This window comes from Undibacterium sp. TC4M20W (assembly GCF_049340245.1).
In the GTDB taxonomy this organism is placed as follows: domain Bacteria; phylum Pseudomonadota; class Gammaproteobacteria; order Burkholderiales; family Burkholderiaceae_D; genus Undibacterium.
The window spans coordinates 38,291-51,677 of the sequence record NZ_JBMPPI010000022.1 but is presented as its reverse complement, the minus strand read 5'-3'; the positions used below and the strand labels follow the sequence as shown (position 1 = coordinate 51,677).

The window sequence follows — 13,387 nt, the reverse complement described above, 5'->3', positions numbered from 1 at the left end:
ATTGTCCATGCGGCTTTTCTGCAATATAGCTTGTCTCACTCATGCGACTTGCCTATACTGAGCCAAGACCAATACCAATATCAATACCATAAAGGGAGACACCATGAAACGTTTCGCGCTGATTTTTCTGGCTTTGTTAAGTTCCATGATTTTTCCGAATGCCTATGCGGACAACCCGTCTGATGCTATCGATATGGTTGAAAAAGGTCTGGCCTATGTCAAGAAAAACAGTATTGAAGCGCTCATCAAAGAAGTTAATAATAAAAACCCTGAATTCCTCAAAGGCGACCTTTATCTCGTCGTGCGCAGTCTGGATGGCACCACTCTCGCCCATCCCGTCAATCCCAAGCTGGTAGGCAAAAACATGATTGTCTTGCCAGATGCAGACGGTAAACTCTTCCGCAAGGAAATCGTCGAAGGCGCAAAATCCAAGGGCAAGGGCTGGGTCGATTACCGCTACAACAACCCCGTCACCAAACAACTGGAAAATAAATCCACCTACTATGTACGCAGCGGTGACTACACGCTCGAAGCAGGGATTTATAAAGGCAATTGATGCAGTCGAGATGCATCGCGTAGGTGCGATTAGCGCAGCGTAATCGCACGTCTTCAATCGCTTAATTACGCTGGTACGTAAGGCGTATTGCAATGTTCGTATGCACGCAGCGTGTACGGCATCGATATTTCTCCCACGTTTGCAATGATCTCATGCGGCGCATTACAATGCGCCCTACTGTCACGGTCATCTTTGATTTAATCATCTGAAGTGACAGACTGAAATTGCGCAAGCAAGCATCTATACAAAAACCAGAAAAATAAAACATGCAACTTCTCTATCCCTGCGATCCCTTTGACAAGAACCAGCCTGATGAAGCCTATGCAGAAGAATTCCATGCGGCCAAAGCGAAAGGCCTGACCTGTTTCCTGTTTTCGGCAGAAGACTTTGAGTCGGGTGACTTCAGGCCCAGACCGGCAAACCAGTTCAGCGGGAACATTATTTACAGAGGCTGGATGCTGACACCAGAGCGCTACGCCCAACTGGAGCAGGCAATTGCAGCAAAAAATGCCACTCTGCTCACTACTGCCCATCAATACAGGCAATGTCATTATTTGCCTGCATGGTATGAGGCTTGCCGCAACGTGACACCAGACACCATCTTCCTGATGCGCGATGACGATTTTGACGCGGCACTGGCAAACACAGGCTGGCAAGCGTATTTCGTCAAGGACTATGTGAAGTCCCTGACCACGAGCCGAGGATCGGTAGCACGCAATGCAGACGAGGTGCGCGAAATCGTCAGTCTGATAGAACGCTACCGCGGCCAGATTGAAGGCGGCATCTGCGTGCGTGAGTTTGAAGAGCTATTGCCTGAAACAGAAGAGCGCTACTTTGTATTGGGTGGCCGTGTCCATGCGCGTGATGATGTGATACCCGATATCGTGTTGGATATCGCACGACGCATAGACAGCCCGTTCTTTTCCATCGACATCGTTTTGAATAGTCAAGGCGTAGCGCGGTTGATGGAGCTCGGCGACGGTCAGGTTTCTGATCGCAAGAAATGGGATGCGGCGAAGTTTTTGAAGATGTTCATGGATCATTCATGATTGAATATCTGTCGTGAAGGACTGATATATGGTCTTCGCATACACAAGATGTTCAAATTGCCTGTGATTAGCTAATCACAGGCAATATTCCCTTGTCCTGGTCAAGATAAAGGCAGAGAAATATTGATGGTCTGTATCCCGGCTTCCAACATGCGCTTGGTTTTGAGTGACGGGATTCTACGAATCACCTTTTGTCCTTACGTTCGAGCTTTTCCATTGTAAATGCAATTTCGCCGAAAAATTCCGTAATCATGATCGCTGAGAATCACTCAATTATTCACGGTGCTTTTTAAGGGGAAGCGTTTGGTCTATACACCAAGGTGTCCGTCTTAACCAGATCAGCAATTTCTAAAGCTTACAATCATTCTGCACTTCACGACAACAGGCTTATCATGCTACATTGGTAATAGCATACTAACCTCCCGACAAGGAAATTAGTCCTAATGAACGAATACGAGCCAACTCAGTTTATACCGAAACTCTTAATTCCTAATGAAGAGCAAATCGATATCCAGCTTGCAAAGCACAAAGTAATCATAGCTGAAGCCAATGCAGGTGCTGCGAAAACGACTACGTTAGCGTTCCGAGTTGGTCAAGCTATAACAAATAATATTACACCAGAAAGTATTTTGGCTCTCGTTTTTACCTCAACCGCCCGTGACGTTATGCAACAACGTCTAATAGATATTGGGATCCATTTCTCCGTCGTAAAACGAATTGAGATTGCCACATTTGAGGAATTTTCTGTAAGTGAACTTGCCAAAGTTGAAGATAGCGAAAAGATAGAATCTTGCATGCTTCCACGGCAGCAAAAGAAACATGTCTTGGCTGCAATGGAGCAAGTGTATGAGCGTTACGGTCACCTCATGGAGTTTCAGGGATTAGCCCAAACCAGTAGAGCGATCAATCAATTTCTCGACATTCAATTAAAGTTGAAAGCCAAGAAGAATCTGGATCTGGACGCAGACTTTGAAATAGACGAGCTTGATACAGTGTACGAGCGCCTCAACGTAAATCCAACTGAGTACCTGGTAGCCCGCGAATACGAAAGAATCCGACTGGGCTACAACGATCACCCGGTATTTCGTGGCCCATTCGATGCGACCTACGACCTGGCGCGACGACTAACTGCCGATCCGCAAACTGCGCAGAATTTTCGTGATTATCGTACGGTTGTCTGTGATGAGTTGCATGATTTAAATGAAGCTGCATTCTCAATTCTCTGTGCCTTAATCAAAAAACCCCGATGCTTTTTTGTTGGCGCAGGTGACAAAGATCAAGTGATACACAGTACGCTCGGGGCAAACCGCGAATTTCTGACTACGCGCTTTAAACAAGAATTCCCTTTCCTTCAACAGTATCCCCTCACCATTACCTATCGCCACGGCCCGCACTTAGCTTACCCGATGCAGAATTTTACCGGGAAGGATTTTGAATCCTACGTAGCGAACGAAACAGAAATCAAGGTAGCGCATTATGATGGCACTGCCGAAGGTTGTGCTGCATGTGTAGTGGATGCCATCACTAAGTGGAAGCGTGATCGAAATCCCATTGATGGTTGCGCCATTTTAATGCGAGGGTGGCACCAATCTATCGCAATAGAAAACGCGCTCAAGGAAGCAGAAATTCCCTACAAAACTCCTGAAATGGCAAGCTATCTGCAGCGCGAAGAGATTTTATTTCTTCGCGGCATAATGGCTATCGCATTGAAGGATTTGGGTTCCGTAAAGTCTTACCCGGTAAGATGCGGCATCATTGATGCACTGATACTTTTTGGTGAAATTCAAATCGATGCAAAAGAAATTGAAAGTGTGAAATATCAAATTGCGAAAAATCCAGATGTCCTCATATTCTTTTTTGATCGATATGTCGCGCCGAGCAATTCTAATGACCCTACAGGTCTACTTAATCAAGCCGTCAAATACATGCAAAGCGTATCGCCCGGCACTAAAGTTGATGTAATAATTAGGAATATTTCGAAGCACTTGAATCTGGAAGCCATGGCGGCAAAAATATATGTCAGACCTTACGAAGCAAGCGTTGTAACGAAGTCGATTTCAGGTTTTTTGTCAGTCGCAGTCAAGGCAGACCAAACGTTGCAGGAATTTTGGCTAACGGTTAATTTTTCTGAAGCTTTTGCTACAAAAAAAAGAGAAAAGGGATTTGTAGTTCTCGACTGTGTAAGCAATGCTAAAGGAAAAGAATTCCCTCACGTTATTTTGCCATTCCTAGAAACTGACGAATTTCCCAATGTGATGTTTGATCTTGAGGAGGAAAGGAATCTGTTCTATGTCGGGGCAACAAGAACTATATCTCGGCTTACACTTATTACTCCAAATGACCCAGGCCGCAGAAGCCAGTTCATTAAGAAAATGAAGATTCCCGAAACCGTTTCGCGTGCGAATCTCGCAGTTCAGCGGAATGAAAATATACAGAGAACCCCACGAACAAACCGGCGTTATCTCAAGACAAAATTTGAAGAAGGGAAATTAGTGAAATCGATGGGTGCAAAGTTTGATTGGGCACGCAAGGCCTGGTATATTGAGAATGACAGTGACCCCAAACCATTTGAGCAATGGCTTTGATATACCCTCTATGGCATATCTTTTGTTATCTGACCTTGCGTAACGTGCTTTGTTGATCAAGGTTTTTATCGTCAAGTCATAGCAACATTGAACACGTAACAGACAAGTCAACCCTCACTTAACATACCGAAAAGTCGTGCGACTTATTTTTTTGATGTTAGCGAACGAAAGGACATATCTTTCTGGTCGATCTAATTTGGAGTATTGAATGGCTTTTTTTTCTAAACTACTTGACGCGCTTGTTGGGGTCAAACCAATGAAAGAGACTACTTCAGACCAACTCGCAAAAGGGTCCCGGAAAAATATAACATATCAGGACCCTTGGTTGACTATCCATGAGCCATATTTTCATGGACACGGAAATTACTCACCAAATCAACGCTGGATCGTTGGATTCCGCGACTCAGATGGAGTCAGCACAGGGGGAATGAGAGAGAATGGGAACGGCGCAGTTGTTCTTGTGGATATCCAGAAAGAACAAGTATTACATGCACAAGGTCATTTTGCTCGTCCAGTTGCTGCCTTAGTTTCAGACACAGGTAATTATATTTTGCACGACTCCGGGTTCGGCGTCGGGCTGAAAGGCGATCTAATTGCATGCAATATTGCAGGCAAGGAAACGTATCGCCGACATTTTGAAGCTAACATTATTTCCATTGGACTATCACAAAATGGAAGATATGCCGTAACACAAACCGCAAATGCGCCAAATAGCATTGATGGAAACTTACTGGAATTAGTGGATTTGGAACACAAAGCTGTATTGTTTTCGGAAAATCCAATCTCTGGTTGGGCGAACACATATGCCTTTGAAATTGATGCGTCTGGGGTCATAAAAAAGCTTTATGTTGATTTGCAAATGGGACGTTTTGCATATTCATCGGCAGGTGAATTCCTTGATAAAAAAGACTATCTGAACGCAAGATTAACCAAAGGGGACTTTACATCGAAATTGTTCGCTGCTCAGGAACTGTTGCAATTGGATTCCACAGAGGAAGGTGCGCAAAAAGCCTTATGCGCTGCAGATGAAGCTTTAGTGGATCAAACTTGTGACCACCCGCACTGGCGAGCTATTGCGTACCGTGTGCGTGGTGAATGCTTTGAATTGCTTGGGCAACCCGCACAGGCATTAGTGTCATATGAACACGCATTGAATTTGAATCCGAAAGTTGGCGTAAAGAAAAGGATGACTTCACTACGTAAGTCAAGCTCACAATAATCTTGTTTAGGAGCTGCGTAGGGCTGACGAATAAAAGTAAGAATATATTTCATCACATGCATGCGGTGCACACCGATATCACTCCCTCATTTGAACGCGCTCATGCGGCGCATTACAATGCGCCCTACGGTTACGGCATTAATGCGACAGACCGTTACTTCATTTGCCTGCACTTGTTAAAGCTAGTAAGATCGGCATCGCAATTATGGCTGGCACGGCAACGTCGGGTTGATACTGTGCGCAAATTTCACTGGAGTGTAGAGGATGTTTTATGGTACCAAATTCTTTGGGCAGGTTGAGTCCGTTGATCGTCACTTGCATATAGCGACACGATTCCATCATTTTTCTTTGATACCTCTGGTTTATCAGGGCAGCTATATTGTGATCGACAATACGCATGCCCTGCGTATTCCCATCAATTTCAAATCTATCGCCTTTGCATATTTGAGGTTGCTGATAGGTGCTGTGATTATTGTGTCGATTTTATCTATGTTGATCATATTGTCCGGCAGCCCAATCGACCGCGACGCATGGTGGTTTGTCGCCGCTTGCACGGGTGTGATAGCCCTGTCTTTCACCGTTGCCTACTACAGCTTTAAATTCGGAAAAGCAAGCGCAGAAAAAAAGGCGCAGATGATCGCATTCATAGAAAAGAACAAAGTAAGCATAGTCAAACTGGGGCCTATGCGGGTACATGCTTATTGAATAAAGATATGGCATAAGCCCTGCGCCTTTATGACACCGTCCTGAACTCACTTATCTCCAGACGTATCTTGTCTATTCCGTTGCGCCGTATGCCATTGGTAACCGATACCAGGCTCGCGTGGCTGGTCATGAAGCTTGGTTTCAAATATACCGCTGGCGGCAACGCTTCGGTCTTATTTATCTGCGACAAGCGGGTTTGCATTTCCTCAAGAGATATCACATGCCCGTCCCACAATATGCTGTCATCAAAATCTATAGCAATTTGTGTCACGGATATTTCCATCATGCCGTCGCAGCTAACATTTGCCAGGCTTGACAGTTTCCATAGCAACATATCCCGCTGCCTTGGTACCCCAATGAGCATTACCATTATCAGCACCAGAATAACGCCGATCAAGGGTGTCATATTCATGCCCAATAAACGATCACTGTCTTCGTCTGGTCTGGCTGAAGTTGAAAAAAACATGATGGCATCCTGGTGGAAGTGTGATGCTTTAGCATTACATTAATCTGTTGAGGATGCAAGTAGCATGTTCCTGATTTACAGGCATGGCAAAACACCAGTTGCCATGATGCGGGAAAAATACCCTCAATCTTCTTCCAGCTTCACTCTGCGTGCCGTAATCGTGAAATAATTTTCTTCGTCTTTTGCAAGTACATCAAAAGAGTACTTGAAGTCGATGATGATGTCCGGCATGTCTTGAAAAGGCTCAAAGGCAGTCAATTTTCCTTTGAGTTCTTTAATTTCCATTGGTCTGCCAAAAAAATTAGTGCTCCCCGTTACGCATGACAATGCTCTGGTGACATTGGCAGCCATGAATTCGCCCGAACTGTTTTTGCTCAACCAGTTACAAAATGCTCTGCTTTTGTCGTCTGCTCTGTCGTCTGCTTTATACTGCTTGCATACTCTTTGATACGAGAGGATATCGACATGGCGGACAAAGAAAGTAATGCTGCGGCTCTGATCGATTTTCAAGTCGCTTGAAAATGCTTTTAGCTGTTCGCAAAAAGCCGGGGCCGTCTTGTTGTCGGCGTTGGCGTTAATGCTTGCACATGCGTACAAGAGCAAGGCTGTGTATAGTTTGCTTGAAAATTTCATGTTGCCTGCTGATAGATATCTTTGATGCTTATGCGAAGTCGGCACGGTAAGGATGAGATGGGCACCATTAAGTGCCTTATGGAGCAGGCACTCATAAAAATACCCCGGAATGAGATTAACTCAGGCCGGGGTATTTTCAGCGTGCTGGCTTTTGAGCTTACTTCGCAACCGGCAAATCACCATGGCTGGCGGGAGACGCCGTTACCTCCAGGTCAGCAGACTGGCTGGCTGAGGCTGAGCTTTGCTCGGTGGCAGATGCAGCGACGTTTTCTGTACTGGCTGCCGTAATCGTATCGGCCAGGGTTTTGGGAGCTGGCACGGGGGCGAGCTGGAGAGGTAGCCCGCTGGCCAGCAGTTGTTTTTTTTCTGCTGGCAATTGCTGGTATAGCTCCCATTGCCTGGTTTTTTGGGCAGTCTCGATTTTCTTGGCCTGTGCGTAGTTCAGGCGGGCAATCTGTTTTTGCTCTGGGCTCAGTTGCGCCCACAGTTCCATGCGCTTTTGTATGCGTTTTTGTTCTTCAGGTTTCAGGCCCGGGTAGCGGTCGGCGATGGTGATCCACTTTGCCTTGTTCTTGTCGTCAAGCTTGCCCCATTGGCTTAGCAGCGGGGACAGGGTCTTTTGCTGGGCTGCGCTTAATTGTGACCATTCTGCTTTGCCGACCAGGCGCGAGGCTGGTCTGGCATTGCCTGCGGCCAGTTTGGCGGCATTGCTGGCCTGCAGGCCGGCGACAGCAGCCTGCCCGGTTTCATGGATATTAAAAAACAGCAAGCCGGCTAAGGCCGTAATGCCCACAATAGCGCTCAGGCTGGCTATATCTATGGTGTTGTTCACTGGTTTCATGACGCCACTCTCGAATTGATCGAATCAGGATTACTGCAACAGGCCCTGAAATTGCGTTTGTAAAATCTCGCTTGTATGAACATGAGACCATATTGCAGAGATGAAGTTTCCTCCATTGTAAACTTCATTTGGATTTTCGTCAGCGTCACAGGGCATCGCGTTGAGCGCTGGCTGCTTGTTTCACGCATTAATCTGTCAATTAAAGCAATCAGTTCCATCACAGTGATAGCTTTGTGGGCACACTGAGATACTTATCATCCCTGCCCGACCTGATGCATGCTGTCGAATTTGTCCATTTCCATCTGCCACAGCCTGGCCTGCTCACGTAGCCAGGTGGTAAAGGCCAGCACTTCGGGCAGTGCCGCACTATCTTCCCGCAAGACCAGCAGGTTGTCGCGAGAGCTAGGGCAGATAGTATTGTTAGCCAGTATCAGGCTGCCAACCTGCAGGCGCCTCCAGGCTATTGACAGGCGGCCCAGGGCAATGCCCTGGCTGTGCCGGGCAGCTTCCAGCAAGACATCGGCATCATTATAGGCTTGGCCTTGCAAGCTGAAGTCCTCAGGCAGGCCAGCGGCAGCCAGCCATTGGGCCGGGTCCAGTGACAGGTGTTGCAGCATCATTGATGCTGGCCACAGGCGCGCGTCTGTACCCAGCCTGCTCCTGAGTTCTGGCGATGTCACTGCCAATAAGCGGTCGGTGAACAAGGTCTCGCAAATCTGGTCTGTACTTTGCCTGGCACCGTGGCGTATCGCCACCATGGCCACGCGCGGGGCAGGGCGCACTAGCGCATAGTCGGTATCAATGATCAGGCGTATATGCGGGTGGGTCGCACTGAAGCTGGCCAGGCGTGGCAACAGCCATTCTTTGGCGATGGATGCCAGGGTGGAGATGTGCAGGGTCTTTGTTGCGGCATCAGCCGGTGGGTAAATTGCCTGGTGCAGGGCAGATAGGGGGCCGGCAAGGCGAGTCAGCAGCGCTGCGCCGTCATCGGTCAGGCTGACTTTGGGGCCGTTGCGCTTGAACAGGGTCAGGCTGCTCCAGTCTTCAAGCTGGCGTATCTGGCGGCTGATGGCACCTGGTGTCAGGCTCAGTTCATCGGCTGCCTTGCTAAAACTGCCCAGGCGCGAAGCTGCCTCAAAGGCCTGCAGCGTGAACAGGGGTGGCAGTTTTCCTTGCATATTGAATTTTCCTCACTTTCATATTGCGAAAGTATCGTTTTTTACCTGCCTATATTACGACAATAATTAGCCCATCGAAACTTGACAGAGGAAAGAGCATGCAGGCGATCATCGTGAACCAGTTTGGCGGGCCTGAGCAATTGCTTTTGCAGGATGTGCCTGCACCCACGCCCACAAATGAGGTCATCGTCAATGCCGCCTGGGCGGGTATCAATTTTGTTGATATCTACCAGCGTGAAGGCCGTTACCCAGGTGTTAAACAGCCATGGCCCATGGGCATAGAGGGCACAGGCATCGTCGCCAGCGCACCGGCGGGCAGCGGCTGGCACGCGGGCGACAGGGTAGCCTATACCACAGGTGTACAGGGCACCTATGCCAGCCAGGTGGCCGTGCCTGCCGCGCATCTGATACGCATACCCGATGCTGTCAGCCTGCGTGATGCCTGCGCCGCCATAGAGCACGGCCTGACTGCCATCATGCTGACTGACGATGTCGCTCGCCTGCCAGCATGTGGATCGATACTGGTGCACGCTGCCGCTGGCGGTGTTGGCGGCTGGCTCGTGCAATTGCTGGTGGCACGCGGCCTGACGGTATTTGGCACGGCATCGTCCGCCAGCAAGGCAGACTGGCTGCGCAGCGTTGGTGCGCAACCAGTGGCGTATGAAGATGGCATAGACTGGGTTGCCCACATCCGCGATAAAACCCAGGGGCGTGGCGTTAATGTGGTGTTTGATTCCGTCGGTAAAAGTACTTTCACCCAAAGCCTGGATGTCGTCGCCCCTTGCGGCCATGTCATTTTATTTGGTGCCGCCAGCGGCCAGCCTGATCCTGTCGATGTCCTGCAACTCATGCGTAAGAGCATCTCCCTGACACGGCCTGTCTTGCCGCATTATCTGAACACATCCACCATCTTGCAGGAACATGCCGGCAAGGTGTTTGATTACCTGTCCAATGGCACGGTCAGGCTGCGCATCCATGCCGAATATGCAATGGCAGATGTGGCGCAGGCGCATGCGGCACTGGCAGAACGCGTTACGCAAGGCAAGCTTTTATTGTCCATCAATTCTCAACTTGTTTAAGGAAATAGCATGTCCAGCATCGCAACAAAACTGCAAGAACTTGGTCTCACCCTGCCACCCGTCAAGGCCCCGGCAGCAAATTATCTCAGCTACACTCTGCAAGGCAACCAGCTCATCATCGCCGGGCAGATAGGCAATCCAGGCACAGCCAAAGACGGCGTGCTGGGTGCGGGTGGTTCAGTCGAGGCAGCACACAAAGAAGCGCAAATGGCAGCGCTGCGCCTGCTGGCCGTCATTGATGCAGTCACCGGTGGTGACATAGAGCGCATTGCACAGGTGCAGCGTCTCGGCGTATTCGTCGCCGCCAGCCATGATTTTGATGGCCATAGCGCCGTAGCCAATGGCGCATCTGATCTCTTCGTTGTTGTCCTCGGTGAGCGTGGCCGCCATGCCCGCACGGCAATAGGCGTCTCCAGCCTGCCAACGGGTGCAGCGGTGGAAGTCGATGCGATAGTCACTTTGGTGGCCGCATGATCAAGCCCGTGATCAAAAGCGTGCTCACTACTGAACAACTCGCGCAATTGCGTATGCAGACACCCGGCCTTGATCAAGGCACGCACCTGAATCATGCCGGTGCCTCGCTATTGCCACCGGCTGCCCTGCAAGCCATACACGCCCACCTTGATCTCGAAGCGCAGGTCGGCCCCATGGAGGCTGCTTTATTGGTGGCTGACAGGCTGCAAAGCCTGCGTGAAGATGCAGCAGCACTAATCAATGCCAGCAGCGATGAAATCGCCCTCATGAACTCAGGCTCCAGTGCCTTTGGCAGTGTATTTGCCGCCATGCCACAATTAAAACCGGGCGACAGAATACTGGTCGGGCGACAGGAGTGGGGCGGCAACCTCGCTAATTACCAGCGTGCCGCACAGCGCGCGGGTGCGACGGTAGAGACTATCCCCAGCCAAGCAGATGGCAGTGTCGATGCAAATGCCCTGGCACAAATGATCGACAAACATGTACGCCTGATTTCACTGACCTGGCTGCCTGCCAATGGTGGCCTTATCAATGACGCCGCTGCGGTTGGCCGTGTCGCAGCCGCGGCTGGCGTGCCCTACCTCATCGACGCCGGGCAAGCGCTGGGGCAAGTAGCGGTTGATGTCAAAACTCTGCAATGCGATGTATTAAAAAGCGCAGGCCGCAAACACTTGCGCGGCCCACGCGGCACCGCCTTGCTGTATGTGCGTAAATCATTTCTCGACAAGCTGGAACCCGCCTGGGTCGATGTCTCATCTGCCCCCATTGCGGCAAATGAAATCCATCTGCGCAATGACGCCCGCCGCTTTGAAACCAGCGAAGCCGCAGTCGCCCTGCAACTGGGGCTGGCAGAATCAGTCAGGCTGGCACTGAACACGGGCGTCGCCAATCTGGGCGCTGTCAGCGCCGCATTGGCAGCAGTTTGCCGCCAACGTCTGGCAAACATCCCGGCCATCAGCCTGCATGATCTGGGGGATGGCGCACAGTCCGGCATAGTCTCGTTCAACTTGCAAGGGCATGATGCGATGAGCCTGAAAAACAAACTCGCCCGGCAACGCATTTATATAGGTGCAAACGGCGTGCCCTATACACCGCTGGACATGCAGGTGCGTGGCTTGCACAGCATAGCGCGGGCGTCGTTTTCTTATCTGAACACTGAGGATGATGTGGAGATATTGGCGCGGGCTTTGGAGGCAATGACTTGATTTGCAGGGTGCGCCGTGCGCACCGCCTGCTAACTTTGATCGTCACCTCATGGTGCGCACGGCGCACCCTACTGGGAATATGCATGCTCTTCACTATAGCCGTGACGTAGGGCGCATTGCAATGCGCCGCATGGTTTCACAATATTCCGGGCAGAAATTCTGCGTCATTCTTTGCGCACACATGTGCCTTCTTCTAACAAATACTGTTGTTCTGGCATAATCCATCCACGATTTCATGATGGAGATAGCAGATGCAACGCTGGCGACACGCAGGTGACAGGAAAAATTTTGGTGACTGGCTGGTCCTCACCATAGATATACAGATGGATGAGGCGGGCCTGCAAGCGACCTGCGAGCAATTGATTGCTGCTACATCTGATATGGAAAAATTTCTTGATCTTGGTAATGGAGAACAGTCCAGTGATTACAAGATCATCTTCAGGCATGGTGAAGCGAACGTGCATGAGCGCGCTTTCTTCCATGAAGCTGTGAAGATAGCGAAACTCAGGCCATTGGTTTCGCAATATGTGAGCAATGTCAATCATGAGAGCAACACCTGGCAGGATGAATATCACCCCAGGGGCAGTTATGCCATTGCAGAACTGGTACTGGCCGATGAAAACTATATACCGCAATTCGCCAGACTCCTGTTCAAGTGGGACATGGGCCATGAGACCTATCATTACAGGCTCATCGATAAACTCTTTGAAAAATACGGCTATACAGAACAGACACTGTTTTTATTGGCAGCGCGTGTTTGCGCCGATGGCCAGAATAGTGGTGAGAATGTCTTGCGTGCCATATACCGCCATGACTTCAAGCAACAAATCGTGCTTGAGGATTTTGTCAGCGTTGCACTGGCGATTTTCCCTCATCCTGAATCTGCCTGGCAATTACGCGAATTCGCCCGTATCTACGCAGGCGAGGATAAAGCGCAATATGCGCAGGTCACAGAAATTTTCCTGAACGCCTTGCGCAAGGATAAAAAATTTGCGGCGGTGATGGATGAAGTGCAGGACAGTTTTGCTGAAGAATATGATGAACACCAATTGATGGAAGTCGCTGGTTTTCTTGCTGAAGAAACCCTGGGCGACTGGAACGAAGGGCTGGATGAAGCCCTTGTAGAGAGTACGGATTTGAGCAAGTTGATGTGGTTGGACGCGTGATAGCGTGATAGTTAGCCTTACAATAGGAAATACGATCTTGTAGGGTGCGCCATGCGCACCAGTCTTTGGGTGCATCAATAAACCCGGTGCGCACGGCGCACCCTACAAAGAATTTGTCTCTGTTGCACACATGCCCAATCTGCTTAATTGACAAAACTCCCGCCCGTATGGTTTCATCTGCAATCCTGTCTCTTGCGAGGCAAAGAGAAAACATACAAAAAATCCGGGGCG

13 protein-coding genes are annotated in these 13,387 nt (G+C 49.5%); 9 read left to right on the top strand and 4 right to left on the bottom strand.

Translation table 11 applies throughout. From position 1 onward, the window contains the following. Window positions 1-103: 103 nt before the first annotated feature. From ACO0LL_RS21970 to ACO0LL_RS21950, 5 genes are all read left to right on the top strand, one after another. On the top strand, window positions 104-556 hold the full coding sequence (locus tag ACO0LL_RS21970; RefSeq protein WP_422952953.1) for a cache domain-containing protein: 453 nt from the start codon (window positions 104-106) through the stop codon (window positions 554-556). Window positions 557-822: 266 nt separating this feature from the next. Next, the gene (locus ACO0LL_RS21965; RefSeq protein ID WP_422952952.1) at window positions 823-1,605 is read left to right on the top strand and encodes an ATP-grasp domain-containing protein; all 783 of its coding nucleotides are present in this window, start codon (window positions 823-825) and stop codon (window positions 1,603-1,605) included. Between the two features lie 443 nt (window positions 1,606-2,048). Then, complete coding sequence (locus ACO0LL_RS21960) at window positions 2,049-4,190, top strand: UvrD-helicase domain-containing protein (protein ID WP_422952951.1); 2,142 nt, start codon at window positions 2,049-2,051, stop codon at window positions 4,188-4,190. Between the two features lie 208 nt (window positions 4,191-4,398). Continuing rightward, a complete protein-coding gene (locus ACO0LL_RS21955; RefSeq protein ID WP_422952950.1) occupies window positions 4,399-5,409 on the top strand; it encodes a tetratricopeptide repeat protein in 1,011 nt (336 codons plus the stop codon). Between the two features lie 264 nt (window positions 5,410-5,673). After that, window positions 5,674-6,114 (top strand): hypothetical protein, encoded by a 441-nt coding sequence (locus ACO0LL_RS21950; RefSeq protein ID WP_422952949.1) that lies wholly within the window; start codon window positions 5,674-5,676, stop codon window positions 6,112-6,114. Between the two features lie 28 nt (window positions 6,115-6,142). On the opposite strand, the gene ACO0LL_RS21945 is transcribed toward ACO0LL_RS21950, so the two are convergent. From ACO0LL_RS21945 to ACO0LL_RS21930, 4 genes are all read right to left on the bottom strand, one after another. Beyond that, the gene (locus tag ACO0LL_RS21945) at window positions 6,143-6,580 is read right to left on the bottom strand and encodes an ExbD/TolR family protein (RefSeq protein ID WP_422952948.1); all 438 of its coding nucleotides are present in this window, start codon (window positions 6,578-6,580) and stop codon (window positions 6,143-6,145) included. A 123-nt stretch (window positions 6,581-6,703) separates the two neighbouring features. Then, entirely contained in the window at window positions 6,704-7,213 is a 510-nt protein-coding gene (locus ACO0LL_RS21940; RefSeq protein WP_422952947.1) for a hypothetical protein, read from the bottom strand. Between the two features lie 157 nt (window positions 7,214-7,370). Then, a complete protein-coding gene (locus ACO0LL_RS21935) occupies window positions 7,371-8,054 on the bottom strand; it encodes a DUF3106 domain-containing protein (protein ID WP_422952946.1) in 684 nt (227 codons plus the stop codon). Window positions 8,055-8,308: 254 nt separating this feature from the next. Continuing rightward, window positions 8,309-9,232, bottom strand: coding sequence for a LysR family transcriptional regulator (locus tag ACO0LL_RS21930; RefSeq protein WP_422952945.1), 924 nt, complete (start codon window positions 9,230-9,232; stop codon window positions 8,309-8,311). A 98-nt stretch (window positions 9,233-9,330) separates the two neighbouring features. On the opposite strand from ACO0LL_RS21930, the gene ACO0LL_RS21925 reads away from it, so the two are divergent. The 4 genes from ACO0LL_RS21925 to ACO0LL_RS21910 all read left to right on the top strand — a co-directional run bounded on the left by ACO0LL_RS21925 (window position 9,331) and on the right by ACO0LL_RS21910 (window position 13,156). After that, window positions 9,331-10,311, top strand: coding sequence for a quinone oxidoreductase family protein (locus ACO0LL_RS21925; RefSeq protein WP_422952944.1), 981 nt, complete (start codon window positions 9,331-9,333; stop codon window positions 10,309-10,311). 9 nt (window positions 10,312-10,320) lie between these two features. Beyond that, window positions 10,321-10,785: a RidA family protein gene (locus ACO0LL_RS21920; protein ID WP_422952943.1), complete on the top strand. Its 465-nt coding sequence runs from the start codon at window positions 10,321-10,323 to the stop codon at window positions 10,783-10,785. Then, a complete protein-coding gene (locus tag ACO0LL_RS21915) occupies window positions 10,782-11,990 on the top strand; it encodes an aminotransferase class V-fold PLP-dependent enzyme (RefSeq protein WP_422952942.1) in 1,209 nt (402 codons plus the stop codon). Before ACO0LL_RS21920 ends, ACO0LL_RS21915 begins: the two co-directional genes overlap by 4 nt. 251 nt (window positions 11,991-12,241) lie before the next feature. Beyond that, window positions 12,242-13,156: a hypothetical protein gene (locus ACO0LL_RS21910; RefSeq protein WP_422952941.1), complete on the top strand. Its 915-nt coding sequence runs from the start codon at window positions 12,242-12,244 to the stop codon at window positions 13,154-13,156. Window positions 13,157-13,387: the final 231 nt, after the last annotated feature.

Coding starts and splice junctions, on each gene's coding strand:
- ACO0LL_RS21965 (WP_422952952.1), top strand. CDS start 823: ATGCAACTTCTCTATCCCTGCGATCCCTTTGACAAGAACCAGCCTGAT.
- ACO0LL_RS21930 (WP_422952945.1), bottom strand. CDS start 9,232: ATGCAAGGAAAACTGCCACCCCTGTTCACGCTGCAGGCCTTTGAGGCA.
- ACO0LL_RS21945 (WP_422952948.1), bottom strand. CDS start 6,580: ATGTTTTTTTCAACTTCAGCCAGACCAGACGAAGACAGTGATCGTTTA.
- ACO0LL_RS21970 (WP_422952953.1), top strand. CDS start 104: ATGAAACGTTTCGCGCTGATTTTTCTGGCTTTGTTAAGTTCCATGATT.
- ACO0LL_RS21960 (WP_422952951.1), top strand. CDS start 2,049: ATGAACGAATACGAGCCAACTCAGTTTATACCGAAACTCTTAATTCCT.
- ACO0LL_RS21955 (WP_422952950.1), top strand. CDS start 4,399: ATGGCTTTTTTTTCTAAACTACTTGACGCGCTTGTTGGGGTCAAACCA.
- ACO0LL_RS21940 (WP_422952947.1), bottom strand. CDS start 7,213: ATGAAATTTTCAAGCAAACTATACACAGCCTTGCTCTTGTACGCATGT.
- ACO0LL_RS21910 (WP_422952941.1), top strand. CDS start 12,242: ATGCAACGCTGGCGACACGCAGGTGACAGGAAAAATTTTGGTGACTGG.
- ACO0LL_RS21920 (WP_422952943.1), top strand. CDS start 10,321: ATGTCCAGCATCGCAACAAAACTGCAAGAACTTGGTCTCACCCTGCCA.
- ACO0LL_RS21950 (WP_422952949.1), top strand. CDS start 5,674: ATGTTTTATGGTACCAAATTCTTTGGGCAGGTTGAGTCCGTTGATCGT.
- ACO0LL_RS21925 (WP_422952944.1), top strand. CDS start 9,331: ATGCAGGCGATCATCGTGAACCAGTTTGGCGGGCCTGAGCAATTGCTT.
- ACO0LL_RS21915 (WP_422952942.1), top strand. CDS start 10,782: ATGATCAAGCCCGTGATCAAAAGCGTGCTCACTACTGAACAACTCGCG.
- ACO0LL_RS21935 (WP_422952946.1), bottom strand. CDS start 8,054: ATGAAACCAGTGAACAACACCATAGATATAGCCAGCCTGAGCGCTATT.